This window comes from Pseudomonas sp. FYR_7, assembly GCF_043106155.1.
GTDB lineage: Bacteria > Pseudomonadota > Gammaproteobacteria > Pseudomonadales > Pseudomonadaceae > Aquipseudomonas > Aquipseudomonas parafulva_B.
Window position 1 is genome coordinate 108,967 of the sequence record NZ_JBICMI010000072.1, and the last position, 16,305, is coordinate 125,271.

Genomic DNA, 16,305 nt, shown 5'->3' on the forward strand with positions numbered 1-16,305 from the left:
GGGCGCAAGGCAGGATTCCCACTGGCTGACTTCCAACTGCTTTAATCTCGAAAACTCGGCAAAGGTGCGGTGTAGTCACCTACCTGGAGCCGATGATGGTCAGCCTCGTTACGCCCTCAAACCATACCGATAGTTTCATTGACAAACAGCTTCCTTCCTGGCTGCACGCAGCCTCTTTAGAGCAGATACAGAGTCTACGCAAGCGCGTAGAGGAAAATCGCTGGGTCGAGCAGCGGCTGGAAGCCATGTTCAAGCGCCTGCTTTCCCCAGATTCGTTCGCGCGCCAGACGCTGACCACAGCGATAAAGCAGAAGCTCGGAGTATCTGTCGAGCTAGCCCATACCCTCTGGCGTGAGCGCCTCGACTACTACAGCATGCTTGGTGGTGAAGGGCTTCGTGACCATTACACGTTTCATCCGGCCATCACCCATCTGATGCAGAATTTTCCGGCCGGATCGAGCTTCGATGCGCGCAGCGGCATCATCTCGGGGGCACATGGGATGTCACCCAATGCGCCGCTCCTGGTAGACAGCGCGAAATTGGCGGGGGTTTGCCGTTCGGTGGATACAGGCAAGCGCTACCAAGCCTACCTGCAGACCTTCTTCGACGATGCCGCCGTAACGCTCCTTGCTCAGAGTGTGCGCAAAAGGGTTGCGCTTGCTATGGAGCTTGCAGGGATACGGGGGGAGGTCCCTGAGTCGGATGTCACCAGCTTCGAATACACCCTGGGAGAGGTGCCAGTACCCGATCCGCGGCATCCCACGGTCGTACCCAAGCATCTTCATGTGCTTGGGCACGCCATGGTCGGAGGGCTGATCTTCGAGCGCTCGAATGACTCGTCGGGCGGCTCGGCGGATCCTGCTGGAGGGGTCTTGCTCTATCTCCCTCACCAACCTTTGCGACAGTTCGCGAACTTGACAAGTCTCAACGCCCACTTGGCGAGCTTGTTCAGGCAACCTGAGCACGCATCTTGCCTGCTGGGCCAGGTCGCGGCCGACGCTCGGATAGCGTTTCAGGCAGCACTGAAAAAACGTCTGAGCGACGCCGTGCCCGATCTTGAAGTGACAGGCAAGGTCGCCCGTGCCTTGCTTTTTCCGGAGATGGCCGAGTTGCAAGTGGCCCGTATCAAGGCAGACGCCCGTTTTCTTCTGGTGCCGGTTGCAGACGTGGATCGGCTGCAAAGGCTTGAGCGGCTGCGCACGCTCGAGCAAGTCGGGCTGAACCTGACTCAAATGGCAGCATTGTTCGTACCTCAATTGGGGGCGCTGATGCTGGCCGCTACGGTGACCGAGGTGCTGAGTGAAGTCATGGCCGCGGTACACGACTGGTCACGGGGCCATCAGCATGAAGCGCTGGAGCATGTGCTGGGCGTGGCTGAAACGGTAGCCGTCACTGCGCTGATGGCAACGGGTGGTGAGGCCGTGGCACGCGGCTTCAAGCGCAGTGCTTTTGTTGATGAGATGATGCCGGTCGAACAGGAGGATGGCGCTTCTCGATTATGGGCTGAAGACCTCAAGCCCTACCGGGCGGTAGGAGTGCCTCGCCAAGCCATGCGTGGTCGGGATGGGCTGTTTAGGCACGGCGACACTCACTGGTGGCTTCACGAGGGCAACTATTACGAAGTCAGCCGCAAAACCGAGTCCCACCCCTGGCGCTTGGTGCGCAACGACGGTAAGCCAGGGTTCGCGCCGGCGCTAAGCTGGAACGGCGAGCAGGGCTGGCGTCTGAAATGGCAGCGGCCGCAAATGTGGGAGGGCGAGCGAGCCTTGTTGGGGCATCTATGGCCCGTACCTGCCGAGCTGGACTCGGCACGCCTGACGCAGATACTCAACGTGGCTGATGTGGATCAGACCTCGTTACGTCGGCTGGTGGGTGAACAACGGGCGCTGCCTGTTAGCTTGCGCGACACGCTGGAGCGTTTCGAGGCCGACGCGCGAATCGACAGCTTCTTTGCCACATTCACGGACGATCACGGTAGCGGTGACCCACGTCTATTGCAGTGGTGCGTCGGTGCGTTGACCGAGCCTCAGCGTGAACCTTCGTCATTAACCGCATCGATGCTCGCGCATGCACCCACCCTGCGCCAGGGGTTGATGAGCCACCTGACGGACGAACTTGTCCTCTCTCCTGAAGCCGCGGCAATCAGACGTGTTTTTCCTGGCTTGCCTGCGCGCTATGCCGAAGATGTGATAGCCAATGCTTCTGCTGACCAGCGCCAACGACTACTCGAGCGCGGTCGTATTGATCTGGCACTTGCCGAAAAGGCACGCCTGGCATTGCAGGAGGCTCGCGCCTGTCGTGCATTGCAGAGCCTGTATCTAAACAATGCTTATCACCCTGATATGCCGTCGCTGGTCTTCGGGCTGCTGCGAACGGAGCCCGCATGGCCGTTGGCTTGCAATGTTCAGATTCGTGAGTCTTCCCCCACCGGGCGGGTGATGGCTGAGCTGTACCCGGTCAACGATTCTGCACAGGTGAAGATGCTAGTTTGGAAGCAAGGACAGGTGTCGCTCTACGAGCATGGCCAATTGTCTTCAGACAGCCTTTCAGGGCCTGGCGGGCTTTTGGAAAAGCTCTGGCAGCTTTTACCTGAAGCCGAGCTTGAGCGGTTTGGCTGGTCAGGGCCCAATGGCGTACAACAGATGCGGGCAAGCTTGCAGTCGAGACTACCGGCACGCAGGGAGGCTGTGCAGGAACTGATGGGCATGCAGGTGCACCAACCCACTTTCCGAGCTCCAGCGCGCCTGGCTGACCGGCGTTTCGGTTACCTGTTGAGTGGTCGCGCCAGCGCGAATCACTTGGCTGAACGCACGCTCCAGGACCGCGTCCGTAGCCTTTTTCCTGGGTTCAGCGCGCAGAATCTGGAGCGGTTCCTGCAAGTGCTCCAAGAGCAGCCTGGTTCGCCTTTCACGGTTCTGCTTGAGCTCGAGAACGATTATTCGCGCCTGGATCTGACGTTGGAGCAATGGACAGCACAACCTGCAGCTGCAGCAGATGTAGCGCTGCGGCGAACGGTCGCGGACGAGCTACGGCGCTGCTGGCGCTTTCAGGGGTACGCGGGCAGACGTCATGCCAATGGGGATCAAGGCATGGCGCTGTCGCTATCGGGGATCGGTGTTGGCGAGCTGCCCGACTTGAGCGCGGCGCAAGGTTTCAGCCACGTCAGCGAGCTCTCTCTGGTCAACATGCGCCTTACCGATCTTCCCGGAGAGTTTCTCGCACCGTTTCGAGGCATCTTGACCTTGAATCTGGACAACAACGCGCTGACTCAACTTCCTCAGGGGCTGTCTCAGTTGCGTGAGTTGACCGAACTGACCCTTTCACGAAACAGTTTGAGCATCGGCGATGCTGGTTTCCGGTTGCTGGCCGGCATCCCGAGGTTGAGCGTTCTTGACTTGAGCGATAACACCATCGGCGCCATCCCGATCGAGATGAACCGACTACCCCGGCTACGCCAACTTGGTCTGCGCAGAACAGGCTTGACCCAAGTTCCGACTCACCTCGATCAAGCGGTTTCGCTGGAGTATGTGGATCTGCGTGACAACCATATCGCTGAGTTGCCGCTGAGCTTGAGAGCCCAGCGCACTCGCTGGCGTAACCGATTGGCACTGGTCGGCAATCCGCTCCCTGCGCTCTACCGCGATCTGTGGATCGACGCCAGCCGCACTTCTGCAAGCGATAGCAGCCCAGACGGCGACGCCTACCACTTCAACCAGTGGCTCGAGCGTCTGGACCCGACGCAACGCGCCTCTCGTACCGCTCAGTGGAACCGTTTACTGAACGAGTCGGGTAGCGAAGACTTCTTCAGGCTCGTCGGCGAACTGACCGACACCAGTGATTTTCGCCTGGCCAGAGATGACCTTGAGGCTAGGCTGTGGGCCCTGATGGACAGGATTGAAAGCAATACAGCCCTTCGGGAGCTTATGTTCACCCTGGCCAGTGAACCTCGAACGTGCGTGGACAGTGTCATATCCAGTTTCGGCTGGCTGGAGACCAGATTGCTCAGCGCCTCGCTTGAGGCCGGAGCTGGCGATCAAGCAGAAGGCCAATTATTGAACTTGGCGCGAAGGTTCTTTCGTCTGGACCGGGTGGAGGCCTATGCGCGGCGGGACATGAGCAGCCGCGGGGCCAGTGGCTCGGAGGTCGATCAGGTCGAAGTCAGCCTGGCATACAGAGTGGGGCTGGCGAGCACACTTGAGCTGCCAGGCCAGCCAATCACCATGCAGTTCAGGACCATTGCAGGTGTGACGGAGCAACACCTGGCAGAGGCCGAAGCCGCAGTTCGCGAGGCCGAGGCCAGCGCTGAACTGGCCGTTGACATCAGTGAGCGCGGCTTCTGGTTCGAATATCTGCAACGGCAACATCAAGCCATGTTTGAACAGGTGCGCGAGCCGTTCGTGCAACAAATGGAAGCGCTCTACGAAGGGCGTGAAAGCCTCACGGATGCCGACTACGATGCCCAGGCCAGATCGATTGCCAAGGCCAGTGATGAGGCAGTCAAAGCCAAGGCGCTTGAACTGACGCGTCAATCCTTGGCGCGGGAGGGTGGGCAACCGCAAGAGCAATAGCCATGAAGGCTAGCGTTTTTGTCCAGTGGTCCTAAGATGGCTGCATTCGAGCAAACTGGGCCGCCAATGAGCGACAAGGACACTATCTCCATCGAATTGGTACGCGAGGCGTTGTTGCAGGCTTGTCCTCAAGCAGGCCACGCGCCTCTGGTGCTACGCAAGGCAGGCATCGAGCCGCACCTGCTTTCGCTGCCAGGTGCGCGTGTGCCGGCAACTGCTTACGCGCGCCTCTGGCGCCTGCTGGCGCGGCGCTGCAACGATGAGTTCTTTGCCATGGACCCGCGCGGGCTACGCAGCGGCAGCCTGGCATTTCTCTGCCGTGCCAGCAGGGGGCAACCAACGGTCGGGGCAGGCATCGAAACCGCACTGGCTTTCCTGTCGTTGACCCTGGATTATCTACAGCCTCACTTGATTCGCCAGCAAAGCCTGGCCGAGATCGTCATCGTCGAGCCCACTGATGAGCCTCGACGAGCCTTCACCTACTTCACATTCTGGATGATCGTCCATGGTGTGGCGTGTTGGCTGGCAGGGCGTCGCATTCCGATTCTGGCCATCGAATTGCGCTGTACCGAACCTGCATTCTGCGATGACTACCGTGTCATGTTTTCGGAAAACCTACAGTTCTCTCGACCGCGCACCCGTATGATCCTGGCCGCCGATTGCTTCGATCAGCCCATCCGGCGCAGCGATGACGAGCTGCACCGTTTCCTGGCCCAGGCGCCCGCCAACATCCTGGTCAAGTATCGAGATCCCGACAGCCTCGCTCGACGCATTCGACGCGAGCTGAGTGAGCAAGACCCAGCGTCGTGGCCCGATGCGAATGGGCTCGCCCGCCGGTTATGCCTGTCGGCTTCCACGCTGCGGCGCAGGTTGGCAGAGGAGGGGCATAGCTATCAGGCCCTCAAGGACAGCGTGCGGCGCCAATTGGCTATCAGCTGGTTGGCGCAGGAGCAGGTTGGAATGCTGGAAATCGCAGCGCGTTTGGGCTTTGCCGACAGCAGTTCGTTCTACAAGGCCTTCCGCAAGTGGTTTGGCTGCAATCCGGGTCACTACCGAACGTTGGTCCTGGGTGCAGGGAAGGTCGATTAGGTCGGGTTTCCGTCTGCCACTCGCTGAGCGCCCATCACACAGTCCAGGTTGAATCAGCATCGACAGGACCTACACGATGTCAGCTTCCCTCACGACTGCTTCCGGCTTCAATGCGTCCTCTGCCAAGGTCGCAAGCGCTACCCATGACTTCATAGCCGCGCGCCTGCCTGAGTGGCTCAAGCGCGCTTCTCCCGCTCAGCTCAACCGGCTGCGTGACCGCTTCAAAGCGCACCAGGCCAGCCAGGAACGCGTGCGCGCCTCTACGCGGCGGTTGATTCCACTGCAAAGCTTCGCTGAGTTGCATATGCAGAGGCTGGTTGCAGATCTGCCGGGCAGCCCGGCCCTGGATGCGCTGCAGTGGCGGGAGATACGGCGCAATTTCAAAGTCCCGCAAGGCACCGGCCTCCCGATCGATGAGGTAATCGAGTTGAGAGAGCCTGCCGTTTTGCGCCTGATGCAGAATTTTCACGAGCAGGCTAGCTTCTACCTGGGCACTGGTCTGGTGAATACAGGTGAAGACAGCTTGCTCACCGCAGACATCGATGCCCTGGTGCAGGCATGCCGGGACCTGAATGCTGGCGGGCGCTATCAGAAGCTCTTGTCGCAGGTGTTCACCGACGACACCTGCAACGCACTGATTGCAGACAAGCGAGCGGCGCTTGAGTTAGCTACCGAAGTGGCAGCACTGCGCGGCGATCTGACGGCCGGGCAACAGATTGCGTTGGCGGGCTTGGCGAGCGATGAGGTCGATCACGGCGAGCTGCGTGCCTACCCAGGCTTGCTGAGCATGCTGGGGCATACCCTGTGCGATGTCGTGCTCGTCCAGTTGCGCGATGAGCACGGTACGGATCGAGGGAGCATACTCTACAGGCCCAGCGATCCTGGCCAGGCATTGCGCCATTTCACGTCCATCCAGGAAATGAACGCCGTGCTCGCGACCGCTCTGCAGAAGGAGAATTACCGGGCTTACTTCAGTCAGTTGGTCTCTGTGGAGGGGCGCGCTTCCTTTCTCGATACATTGAACAAGCGCTTGAGCGATCCCGTGCCTGACCTGTCGCTTGAAGGCGTCACAGGAACGGAGGATATTTTCTCAAGGCTGGTCGACCAGCAGGTTCAGCGAATCAAGGACGACGCGCGTCTGTTGTTGGTGCCAACCGCGCAGGTGGACCGACACGCTTCTGAAGTGCGACGCAACCAGTGGCGCTCGTTGGGTTGGAATCTGGTCAATCTGGCTGGACTTTTCATACCTGTGATGGGCGCAATGCTGCTTGGACAATTGGTAGTGCAAACGCTTTCGGAAGTCTTCGAGGGCGCAGCTGACTGGTATCACGGTCATCAGCACGAAGCTCTGGAGCACATGCTTGGTGTGGCCGAGACGATAGCAGTGACTGCCGTTGTCGGCGCCGGAGCCAACATACTGGCCAGGGGATATGCAGCCACTGATTTTGTAGAAGGACTGGAACCGGTGCGCGGGTCCGATGGGAAGTCGCGGCTATGGGCCAACGACCTCAAGGTCTACGCCAGCTTGCCGGAGGACCCACAACTTGGGAGCGACGGTTTGTACAGGGACTGGGGGCGAGCGTTCTTCCGTAGTGGCAAACGCTATTTCCAGGCGCATCGCCCTGATCCTAGTGGGCCATGGCGCTTGCGTCATGCTCAGCGTCCGGAAGGCTTCGGGCCTGTTCTCGAACACTTTGGCGAGCGAAGCTGGCGGTTGAACGATGGTCGACCACTGGAAGCGGATCAGCCCGATCTCATGCTCGAACAGCTTTGGCCTCAGGCAAGACCGCTCACTCACCAGCAGGCGAGCAAAGTGTTACAGGCCGCCGGAATCGATGTTGCCGCGCTACGGGGTTTACTGGTAGAGGCGCGGGACATTCCAGCCAGTCTGCGTGACAGCCTGGAGCGTTTCGAAGCCGATGCGCGTGTCAGCAGGTTTTTTACAACCCTGCAAGCTGGTGCAAGCCCACGAAACGAAGAAGCGTTGATGCAGTGGTGCCTGGAGCAAACCGTTGCTGGTGGAGGGTCGCAGTTGCATGAGCGCCTTCTTAAGGATGCAGGTCGCTTACGCGGGCTCATGTTCAAGCACCTTTGCCAGATACCGAAGGGCGATGATCCATTGTCCTCAGTCATCAGATCCGACATGCCAGGTCTGCCCGAGCGTTATGTCCAAGCTCTGGCCGCTGACATTGGGCGAACCGAGCGTGATCTTGCCCTGAGCACGGGAAAACTGCCATTGCGTTGCCTGTGCCAGGGTGCGTCGTTGCTGCGTGTTGCCAGGCTGACCCGGGCCATGTGCGGTGTGTACCTGCCCAACGCTTACTGCGATGAAGCGGGCGAACTCGCATTGGCCCTGCTGCAGCGATTGGACGCATGGCCGGCCTTGCACATAGAGCTCTGGACAGACGGCCCGGGTGCACGCCGGATTGCGACGATAGGTGATCAGTCGCCGGATGCAAATCTGATCAAAATCGTTCACAAGGAGGGGCGTTTCCGGGCCATCGAAGAGGCAAGTGCAGGCTATGGTGCTTTGATAGACGAGTCGCACGACTTCTACCAGACACTGCTCGCATTGCTGGAGCCTGCCCAGCGCACAGCGCTTGATCTGGATGGCGATCACGCTGCCGCGACCTTGCGTGATCGCCTGGTGGCACAGATGCCTGAAACGCATGCCGAGGTCGAGCAACTACTTGGCTGGCCTCGACAGGATCGTTGGTTCAACCCAGGCCGGCGTATGCCCGACGGTCGCGTAGGCTACCCACTCAGCGGTCGTCCGGCTCTAAGGCGTAGCCCCGACAGCCTGCTAAGGAACCGTTTGCGCAATCTGTACCCTGGCCTGGATGAAAGTGCAATCGACAACCGCTTAGCGCGTTTGCTTGAGGGCCCTCATGCTCCCTATGACGCCTTGTTGGAGCTGGAAGAGGACCATGCTGATCTCGAACGACACCTGAGCCGCTGGACAGACTTCGAGTCCAATCCGGCCCGTCAGCGGGTCCGTCGGCAGGTCGCCGACCAGATCCGCCGGGCCTGGCGACAGACGAGCGAACCTCTGGGCGATGAGGCGGCCGGTCAGCGGCTGAGCCTTGTCAATCTGAATGTGGGCAGCTTGCCCGAGCTGCCTGCCCATATCGAGTTCGAACTCACAAGATCATTGGTCATCAGTGACGTGCCGATTACGCACATGCCCGCTGGATTCCTTTCATGCTTCACCCGTTTGAGAGAGTTGAACCTGAGCAGCAACGGTCTGCTGGGCGTGCCTACGGAAATTGCCTACCTGGTCGAGTTGCGAACCCTGCGCCTTGCACGCAACAGCATTCGGCTGGACGATCACGCCTTGAACGCGCTCACCCGCCTGCCGCAGTTGACTCACCTGGATCTGAGCTACAACCCGCTGGGGGCATTTGGGATGCGCTATAACCAGTTGACGCGCCTGGTGGAACTCAACTTGCGTCACTGCAGGTTGGGTGGATGGCCTCACGGGTTGGAGTTGTGCAGCACCTTAGAACGCGTCGACCTGCGTGACAACCTCCTGCACATTGTGCCTGCGGAAATTCTACAGCTGCCACACGCCCGCCGAATGAGCTTCATGGTGGAGCGAAACCGGTTGAGCAGCGTCGAGATGCAGCGGCTCTTTGCCCTTGATTCAATCGCCGAGCATTTCCATCTTCCCGAGCCGCGGCGAGTAATCGACCCGCAGGTGACCTGTGATCTTTGGCTCGATGCAGGCGATCCGCAATTGCGTGTAAGCCGTCAGGCTCTCTGGTCGCGCCTGATGACTGATTCGGACAGCGATGGCCTGGTACGGCTGCTAGGGCTTCTTGAAGATACCGGTGATTACGACACTGCATCGTTCCAGCTGGCGGAGCGGGTGTGGGCTCTACTCCAAGCCATTGATGGCAACGAGCAACTGCGGCAGCGAATCCAAAGTCTGGCTCGTCTGCCATTGACCTGCATGAACACCGTTGCTGATCGGTTCAGTGAGCTACAACTCAGAGCACTCGTCGATGGGGCTGAGCGCAACGTCGCGCCGGAGCGTGGCAATGATCTATTGGGTATCGGGCAGCAACTGTTTCGCCTGGACCGACTTGAGCAGGTCGCCAGGCGCGATGTATTGCAGCGCCTGGCTGCGCGGGAAAGGGTGGACCAGGCTGCCGTCAGCCTGGCCTACCGTGTGAGGTTGCGGGCTCGCCTGAACTTGCCGTGTCAGCCCCATAGCATGCTCTACGCCGATGCTGCCGAGCTGACCAGCATTCAGCTTGAGAACGCCTACCGTGAGGTGATGGCAGCGATGACCCCTGACGCGCTATCGATGAGCCTGTCCCAACGTGTGTTTTGGGCCAGTTACATCCACGAGCGGCATACCGAGGTGTTTGAAGCACTGCAGGCCCAGTTCGCCGCACGTCGATCGGCATTGGCTTTGCGGCAATCAACGCTGGATGCCGTTGATTATCAGCTTCAGCTCGACAGCCTGGACACCGAACAAGCCGCTCAGGACCAGTCGCTGGTATTCGAATTGACCCGGCAATTGCTGTTGGGGCGCGAACGCGGATTGGGCTAACCGCCGTTGTGGCCAAACCGATCATCCACAATGAATGGTTTGGCCATTGTGGTTACGCCTGAGCGGCGCGAACATCGTCCGGACTTAACCGTGCACTCCAACAATAAAAAAGCAGGAGTCTGACGATGCGTGAGGCCGCTCGCTCGTTCCATTACCTTGGTGCCGCGCAGGCGGCCTTGCAGGGCGAGCTGCAGGCCCTTAACGCCTGTGTCGAGTGTTGTGATCGCCACACGGGCGTCGACAAGGTGGCCCTGCACTGGCTGGACAGTGAAGGCAACTACGAGCAGCTGAATTTCGATAGGCTGCAAGCGCTGGCCTCCCGCTTTGCCAGTGTCCTGCGTGCCCATGGTGTCAGTGTGGGCGACCGCGTAGCGGGGCTGTTGCCTCGCACCCCGCAACTGCTGATCACCATTCTCGCCACCTGGCGCCTGGGTGCCGTTTATCAGCCGTTGTTCACCGCCTTCGGGCCTGCTGCGATCGAGCATCGACTGCATCAGTCGCAGGCCCGTGTTGTGGTGACTGACCGCAGTAATCGGATAAAGCTCGATGATGTCAAAGCTTGCCCGCTCACGATCACGGTCGATGCCCGCGATGGCGAACCGGACTTCCAGCGGTGTCTTGAAAACGCCTCGCCTGATTGCGAGCCGGTCATGCTCACAGGTGACGATCCCTTCCTGTTGATGTTCACATCTGGAACCACCGGTCCTGCCAAACCCCTTGAAGTACCGCTACGGGCCATCGTAGCGTTCCAAGGCTACATGCGTGATGCCATCGATCTGCGCCCCGAGGACAGGTTCTGGAACCTGGCTGATCCGGGCTGGGCGTATGGCTTGTATTACGCAGTCACCGGGCCGCTTTCATTGGGCCACGCGACCACCTTCTACAATGGCCCCTTCAGTGTCGACAGCTGCACGCAGGTCATTACCCAGCTGGGCATCAACAACATGGCCGGCTCGCCAACGGCCTTTCGCATGCTCATTGCAGCCGGTGAGCAGTTCAGTACCCCAGTCAAAGGACGCCTGCGCGTGGTGAGCAGTGCAGGGGAGCCGTTGAACCCGGAAGTGATCCGCTGGTTCGCCGAGCATGCCGGGGTAACCATTCATGATCACTACGGGCAGACGGAGCTGGGCATGGTGCTGTGTAACCATCACGGGCTGGGCCACCCGGTGCACGTAGGTTCTGCAGGTTTTGCCGTACCGGGGCATCGGATTGTGGTGCTCGATGAGCAGGGACGCGAACTACCCGCCGGTCAGCCGGGTATCCTGGCGGTGGATCGCGAACAATCGCCCTTATGCTGGTTCGCCGGTTACCACGGGTTGCCGACCAAGGCCTTTGTCGGCAAGTACTACCTGAGCGGCGATACCGTCGAACTGAACCCTGATGGCAGCATCAGCTTCGTCGGGCGCAGCGATGATGTGATTACCACGTCCGGGTATCGGGTTGGGCCTTTCGATGTGGAGAGCGCATTGATCGAGCACCCAGCCGTTATTGAGGCTGCAGTGATCGGCAAGCCTGATCCTGAGCGCACCGAGGTGATCAAGGCATTCGTGGTACTGGCCAAGGGTTACGGCGCCAGCGCCGAGCTTGAAGAGCAGCTGCGCCAGCATGTTCGCCAGCGCCTATACGCCCATGCCTACCCCAGAGAAGTCGAGTTCGTCAGCGAGTTGCCGAAGACCCCCAGCGGCAAGCTGCAACGCTTCATCCTGCGCAATCAGGAAATAGCTCGACAACACGCGCAGCTCGCCACCACGGCCAGCGCTTGAAAGGAAACCGACCATGCAAATAGCCAACAAACACTTCATCGTCAGCGGCGCTGCCTCCGGTCTAGGCGCCGCCACCGCGCACATGCTGATCGAGGCAGGCGCGTCGGTCATGCTTGTGGACCTCAACGGCGACGCCGTGCAAGCCAAAGCCCGCGAGCTGGGCGAGCGCGCGCATTTCAGCGTGGCCGACATCAGTGACGAAGCAGCTGCAAAGGCGGCCGTATCGGCAGCACTTGCAGCGTTCGGTAGCCTGCACGGTCTGGTGAACTGCGCAGGCATCGTGGGCGCTGAAAGGGTATTGGGAAAACAAGGCCCGCACGGCCTGGCCAGTTTTGCCCGTGTCATCAATATCAACCTGGTGGGCAGCTTCAACTTGCTGAGGTTATGTGCCGAGGCGATGGCCGACGCAGAGGCGGACGACGGAGGCGAACGGGGCGTGATCATCAACACGGCCTCCGTCGCGGCCTACGACGGCCAGATCGGGCAATGTGCCTATGCAGCGTCCAAAGGGGCCGTTGCCAGCCTGACGTTGCCCGCCGCGCGCGAGCTGGCGCGCTACGGTATTCGTGTGATGACCATTGCGCCGGGCATTTTCGAAACCCCGATGATGGCCGGGATGACGCCCGAGGTTCGTGACTCGCTCGCAGCGGGCGTGCCTTTTCCTCCGCGCCTTGGGCGTCCAGAGGAATACGCGGCGCTGGCGCGCCACATCATCGAGAACAGCATGCTCAATGGTGAGGTCATCCGTCTGGACGGTGCCTTGCGCATGGCAGCCAAGTGAGGATAACCCCCATGAACACCCGAGAAGATCCCATCGTCATCGTCAGCGCAGTACGCACCCCGATGGGGGGGTTGCAAGGCGAGCTTAGCAGCCTCTCTGCCGTGCAGTTGGGCAGTGCGGCCATTGGCGCCGCGATTGAGCGCGCTGGTGTGCAGGTGCACAGCGTCGATCAGGTGCTGTTCGGCTGCGTGTTGCCGGCAGGTCTTGGGCAGGCGCCGGCGCGTCAGGCTGCACTGGGCGCCGGCCTGGGCAAGCACACCACCTGTACGACGCTTAACAAGATGTGTGGGTCCGGCATGCAGGCTGCCATTCTTGCCCATGACCTGCTGGCGGCAGGCAGCGCCGACGTGGTGGTCGCCGGTGGCATGGAGAGCATGAGCAACGCCCCTTACCTGCTGGACAAGGCGCGCGGCGGTTACCGCATGGGCCATGGCAAGGTGATCGATCACATGTTCATGGATGGTCTTGAGGACGCCTATGACAAGGGTCGCTTGATGGGCACGTTTGCCGAAGACTGTGCCCAGGCCAATGGTTTCAGCCGTAAAGACCAGGACGATTTTGCCATCGCATCGCTTACCCGTGCCCAGCAGGCCATTCTCAATGGTCGCTTTACGGATGAAATCGTCCCGGTGGAGGTGACTGAAAGCAAGCAACGCCGTCTGGTCAAGGACGACGAGCAGCCGCCCAAGGCGCGCCTGGACAAGATCGCGCAATTGCGCCCGGCGTTTCGAGACGGCGGTACGGTAACGGCTGCCAACGCCAGCTCCATTTCAGATGGCGCGGCGGCACTCGTGCTGATGCGTCGCTCCGAGGCGCACAAGCGAGGTTTGAAACCGATGGCCGTTATCCACGGCCATGCGGCCTTCGCCGATGCACCGGCCCTGTTCCCGACCGCGCCTATCGGGGCAATCGACAAGCTGATCAAACGCACGGGTTGGGCGCTTGCCGATGTCGACCTGTTTGAAATCAATGAAGCGTTCGCCGTGGTGACCCTGGCAGCCATGAAACATCTGGACCTGCCCCACGGCAAAGTCAACATCCATGGCGGCGCCTGCGCACTGGGCCACCCGATCGGCGCTTCAGGGGCGCGCATCCTGGTCACGCTGCTGCACGCCCTGCGCCAGAACAACCTGCGTCGTGGGGTGGCGGCCATCTGCATTGGCGGTGGTGAAGCCTCGGCCATGGCTGTCGAATGCCTGGAGTGAGGTAAACCATGCTGGTCAACGAAGAACAACAACAGATCGCCGATGCCGTGCGCAGCTTTGCTCAGGAGCGGCTGCGCCCTTTTGCCGAACAGTGGGACAAGGAGCATCGGTTTCCCCGCGAAGCCATCGAGGAAATGGCAGCGCTCGGCCTGTTCGGCATGCTGGTGCCTGAACAGTGGGGCGGAAGCGACACCGGTTATGTAGCCTACGCCATGGCCTTGGAGGAGATCGCGGCCGGCGATGGTGCCTGCTCGACCATCATGAGCGTGCACAACTCGGTCGGGTGTGTGCCTATTCTGCGTTTTGGCTCTGAACAGCAAAAGCGTGCGTTTCTAACGCCCCTGGCAACCGGCGCCATGCTCGGGGCATTCGCCCTGACCGAGCCACAGGCAGGCTCCGATGCCAGCAGCCTGAAAACCCGCGCGCGCCGTGAGGGCGAGCACTACGTGCTCAATGGCAGCAAGCAGTTCATCACCTCCGGCCAGAATGCCGGGGTGGTGATCGTGTTCGCCGTGACGGATCCGCAGGCCGGCAAGCGCGGCATCAGCGCGTTCATCGTGCCGACCGACGCACCGGGTTATCAGGTGGCCCGTGTCGAGGACAAGCTCGGCCAGCATGCTTCCGATACCTGTCAGATCGTGTTCGACAACGTGCGCGTGCCTGTGGCCAACCGACTGGGTGAGGAAGGTGAGGGCTACAAGATTGCCTTGGCCAACCTTGAGGGCGGGCGCATCGGCATCGCGGCCCAGTCGGTAGGCATGGCGCGCGCCGCCTTCGAAGTGGCCCGTGACTATGCCAAGGAGCGGCAGAGTTTTGGCAAGCCGCTGATCGAGCATCAGGCTGTGGCTTTTCGCTTGGCGGACATGGCAACCCAGGTCGCCGTCGCCCGGCAGATGGTGTTGCACGCTGCCGCCTTGCGCGATGCGGGGCAACCTGCGCTGGTGGAAGCGTCCATGGCCAAGCTCTTTGCTTCGGAAATGGCAGAGAAGGTGTGCTCAAACGCCTTGCAGACCCTGGGCGGTTATGGCTATCTGAGCGACTTCCCGCTGGAGCGCATCTATCGCGATGTGCGGGTTTGCCAGATTTACGAAGGCACCAGCGATATTCAGCGCATGGTCATTGCGCGCAATCTTTGAAGGAGCAGACCACATGGCATTTGAAACCATCCTGTTGGACATTCATGGCAAGGTTGGCCTGATCACGCTCAATCGCCCGCAGGCGCTCAACGCCTTGAACGCGCAGATTGTCAGCGAACTGAACCAGGCCTTGGATCAGCTCGAGCGCGACCCTGGCATTGGCTGCGTGGTGCTCACAGGTTCGGCGAAGGCGTTTGCCGCTGGCGCTGACATCAAGGAAATGGCTGAGCTCAAGTACCCGCAAATCTACGTGGACGACCTGTTCAGCGATGCCGACCGCATCGCCAACCGGCGCAAGCCGATCATTGCCGCCGTGTCGGGGTTTGCGCTGGGCGGTGGTTGTGAGCTGGCGATGATGTGCGACTTCATTTTGGCTGGGGATAATGCCAAGTTCGGTCAGCCTGAAATCAACCTTGGGGTGTTGCCGGGCATGGGAGGCACGCAGCGCTTGACCCGTGCGGTGGGCAAGGCCAAAGCCATGGAGTTGTGCCTGACCGGTCGCCTGATGGGTGCTGAGGAAGCGGAGCGCTCAGGGCTGGTGGCGCGTGTCGTGCCGCAGGACGAGCTGGTGCAGGAGGCGCTGAAAGTGGCCGCCACCATCGCTGCCAAGTCCATTCCGGTAAGCATGATGGTCAAGGAGAGCGTTAACCGCGCCTTCGAAGTCACCCTCAGCGAAGGTGTGCGATTCGAGCGGCGGGTGTTTCATGCGGCGTTCTCTACCGAAGATCAGAAAGAAGGCATGGCCGCGTTCATCGCCAAGCGTGAGGCGCAATTCAAGGATCGTTGATGGGGGCGTTTTGCAGGGATTTGCACGGTGGTTCAAGGATGAAGAAGCGTCGCGCTCAGGGTGATGCAGGTGCGATACTTTTGGTGTTCCTGTTTGTTGCTGCGCTTATGATGTTGGCGTCTCGGTATCCCAGCATGATCGAGCGCAGGGTTGAAGCGCGCAAAGCGCAGCAACAGGCGGTGCAGCCTGAGCGGCGGGTTACCGAGACGACAGTTGAGATCATGTTGCAGGACGAGCGGCGTTTGCCGCAGCTAGAGTCGGAGGCATTGATCAAGTAGCCAAAGTGGCTTTTAATCCTTGCCGCTGCCGCTGCCGCTGCCGCTGCCGCTGCCGCTGCCGCTGCCGCTGCCGCTGCCGCTGCCGCTGCCGCTGCCGCTGCCGCTGCCGCTGCTCTTGCTCTTGCTTCTAAGCGCGCGGT

At 60.6% G+C, this 16,305-nt stretch carries 9 protein-coding genes; all 9 read left to right on the top strand.

Annotated features, from left to right (window positions below):
• Positions 1–95: 95 nt before the first annotated feature.
• A complete protein-coding gene (locus tag ACF8R3_RS17945; protein WP_392515973.1) occupies positions 96–4,568 on the top strand; it encodes an NEL-type E3 ubiquitin ligase domain-containing protein in 4,473 nt (1,490 codons plus the stop codon).
• 66 nt (positions 4,569–4,634) lie between these two features.
• On the top strand, positions 4,635–5,657 hold the full coding sequence (locus ACF8R3_RS17950; RefSeq protein ID WP_058639409.1) for an AraC family transcriptional regulator: 1,023 nt from the start codon (positions 4,635–4,637) through the stop codon (positions 5,655–5,657).
• Between the two features lie 76 nt (positions 5,658–5,733).
• Complete coding sequence (locus ACF8R3_RS17955) at positions 5,734–10,215, top strand: NEL-type E3 ubiquitin ligase domain-containing protein (RefSeq protein WP_392515974.1); 4,482 nt, start codon at positions 5,734–5,736, stop codon at positions 10,213–10,215.
• A gap of 125 nt (positions 10,216–10,340) precedes the next feature.
• Positions 10,341–11,978 (top strand): AMP-binding protein, encoded by a 1,638-nt coding sequence (locus tag ACF8R3_RS17960; protein ID WP_392515975.1) that lies wholly within the window; start codon positions 10,341–10,343, stop codon positions 11,976–11,978.
• Between the two features lie 13 nt (positions 11,979–11,991).
• Positions 11,992–12,759 carry an SDR family NAD(P)-dependent oxidoreductase gene (locus ACF8R3_RS17965; protein WP_058639404.1) on the top strand — a complete coding sequence of 256 codons (768 nt, stop codon included), beginning with the start codon at positions 11,992–11,994 and terminating at the stop codon, positions 12,757–12,759.
• Between the two features lie 11 nt (positions 12,760–12,770).
• Positions 12,771–13,964, top strand: coding sequence for an acetyl-CoA C-acyltransferase (locus tag ACF8R3_RS17970; RefSeq protein WP_392515976.1), 1,194 nt, complete (start codon positions 12,771–12,773; stop codon positions 13,962–13,964).
• Positions 13,965–13,972: 8 nt separating this feature from the next.
• Positions 13,973–15,100, top strand: coding sequence for an acyl-CoA dehydrogenase family protein (locus tag ACF8R3_RS17975; RefSeq protein ID WP_197844284.1), 1,128 nt, complete (start codon positions 13,973–13,975; stop codon positions 15,098–15,100).
• Positions 15,101–15,113: 13 nt separating this feature from the next.
• On the top strand, positions 15,114–15,887 hold the full coding sequence (locus ACF8R3_RS17980) for an enoyl-CoA hydratase (RefSeq protein WP_326384283.1): 774 nt from the start codon (positions 15,114–15,116) through the stop codon (positions 15,885–15,887).
• 38 nt (positions 15,888–15,925) lie between these two features.
• Positions 15,926–16,165 carry a hypothetical protein gene (locus ACF8R3_RS17985; RefSeq protein WP_145257510.1) on the top strand — a complete coding sequence of 80 codons (240 nt, stop codon included), beginning with the start codon at positions 15,926–15,928 and terminating at the stop codon, positions 16,163–16,165.
• Positions 16,166–16,305: the final 140 nt, after the last annotated feature.

Excerpts from the sequence above, each read along its gene's own strand:
- ACF8R3_RS17980 (WP_326384283.1), top strand. The coding sequence starts at position 15,114 with ATGGCATTTGAAACCATCCTGTTGGACATTCATGGCAAGGTTGGCCTG.
- ACF8R3_RS17970 (WP_392515976.1), top strand. The coding sequence starts at position 12,771 with ATGAACACCCGAGAAGATCCCATCGTCATCGTCAGCGCAGTACGCACC.
- ACF8R3_RS17955 (WP_392515974.1), top strand. The coding sequence starts at position 5,734 with ATGTCAGCTTCCCTCACGACTGCTTCCGGCTTCAATGCGTCCTCTGCC.
- ACF8R3_RS17950 (WP_058639409.1), top strand. The coding sequence starts at position 4,635 with ATGAGCGACAAGGACACTATCTCCATCGAATTGGTACGCGAGGCGTTG.
- ACF8R3_RS17965 (WP_058639404.1), top strand. The coding sequence starts at position 11,992 with ATGCAAATAGCCAACAAACACTTCATCGTCAGCGGCGCTGCCTCCGGT.
- ACF8R3_RS17945 (WP_392515973.1), top strand. The coding sequence starts at position 96 with ATGGTCAGCCTCGTTACGCCCTCAAACCATACCGATAGTTTCATTGAC.
- ACF8R3_RS17985 (WP_145257510.1), top strand. The coding sequence starts at position 15,926 with ATGAAGAAGCGTCGCGCTCAGGGTGATGCAGGTGCGATACTTTTGGTG.
- ACF8R3_RS17960 (WP_392515975.1), top strand. The coding sequence starts at position 10,341 with ATGCGTGAGGCCGCTCGCTCGTTCCATTACCTTGGTGCCGCGCAGGCG.
- ACF8R3_RS17975 (WP_197844284.1), top strand. The coding sequence starts at position 13,973 with ATGCTGGTCAACGAAGAACAACAACAGATCGCCGATGCCGTGCGCAGC.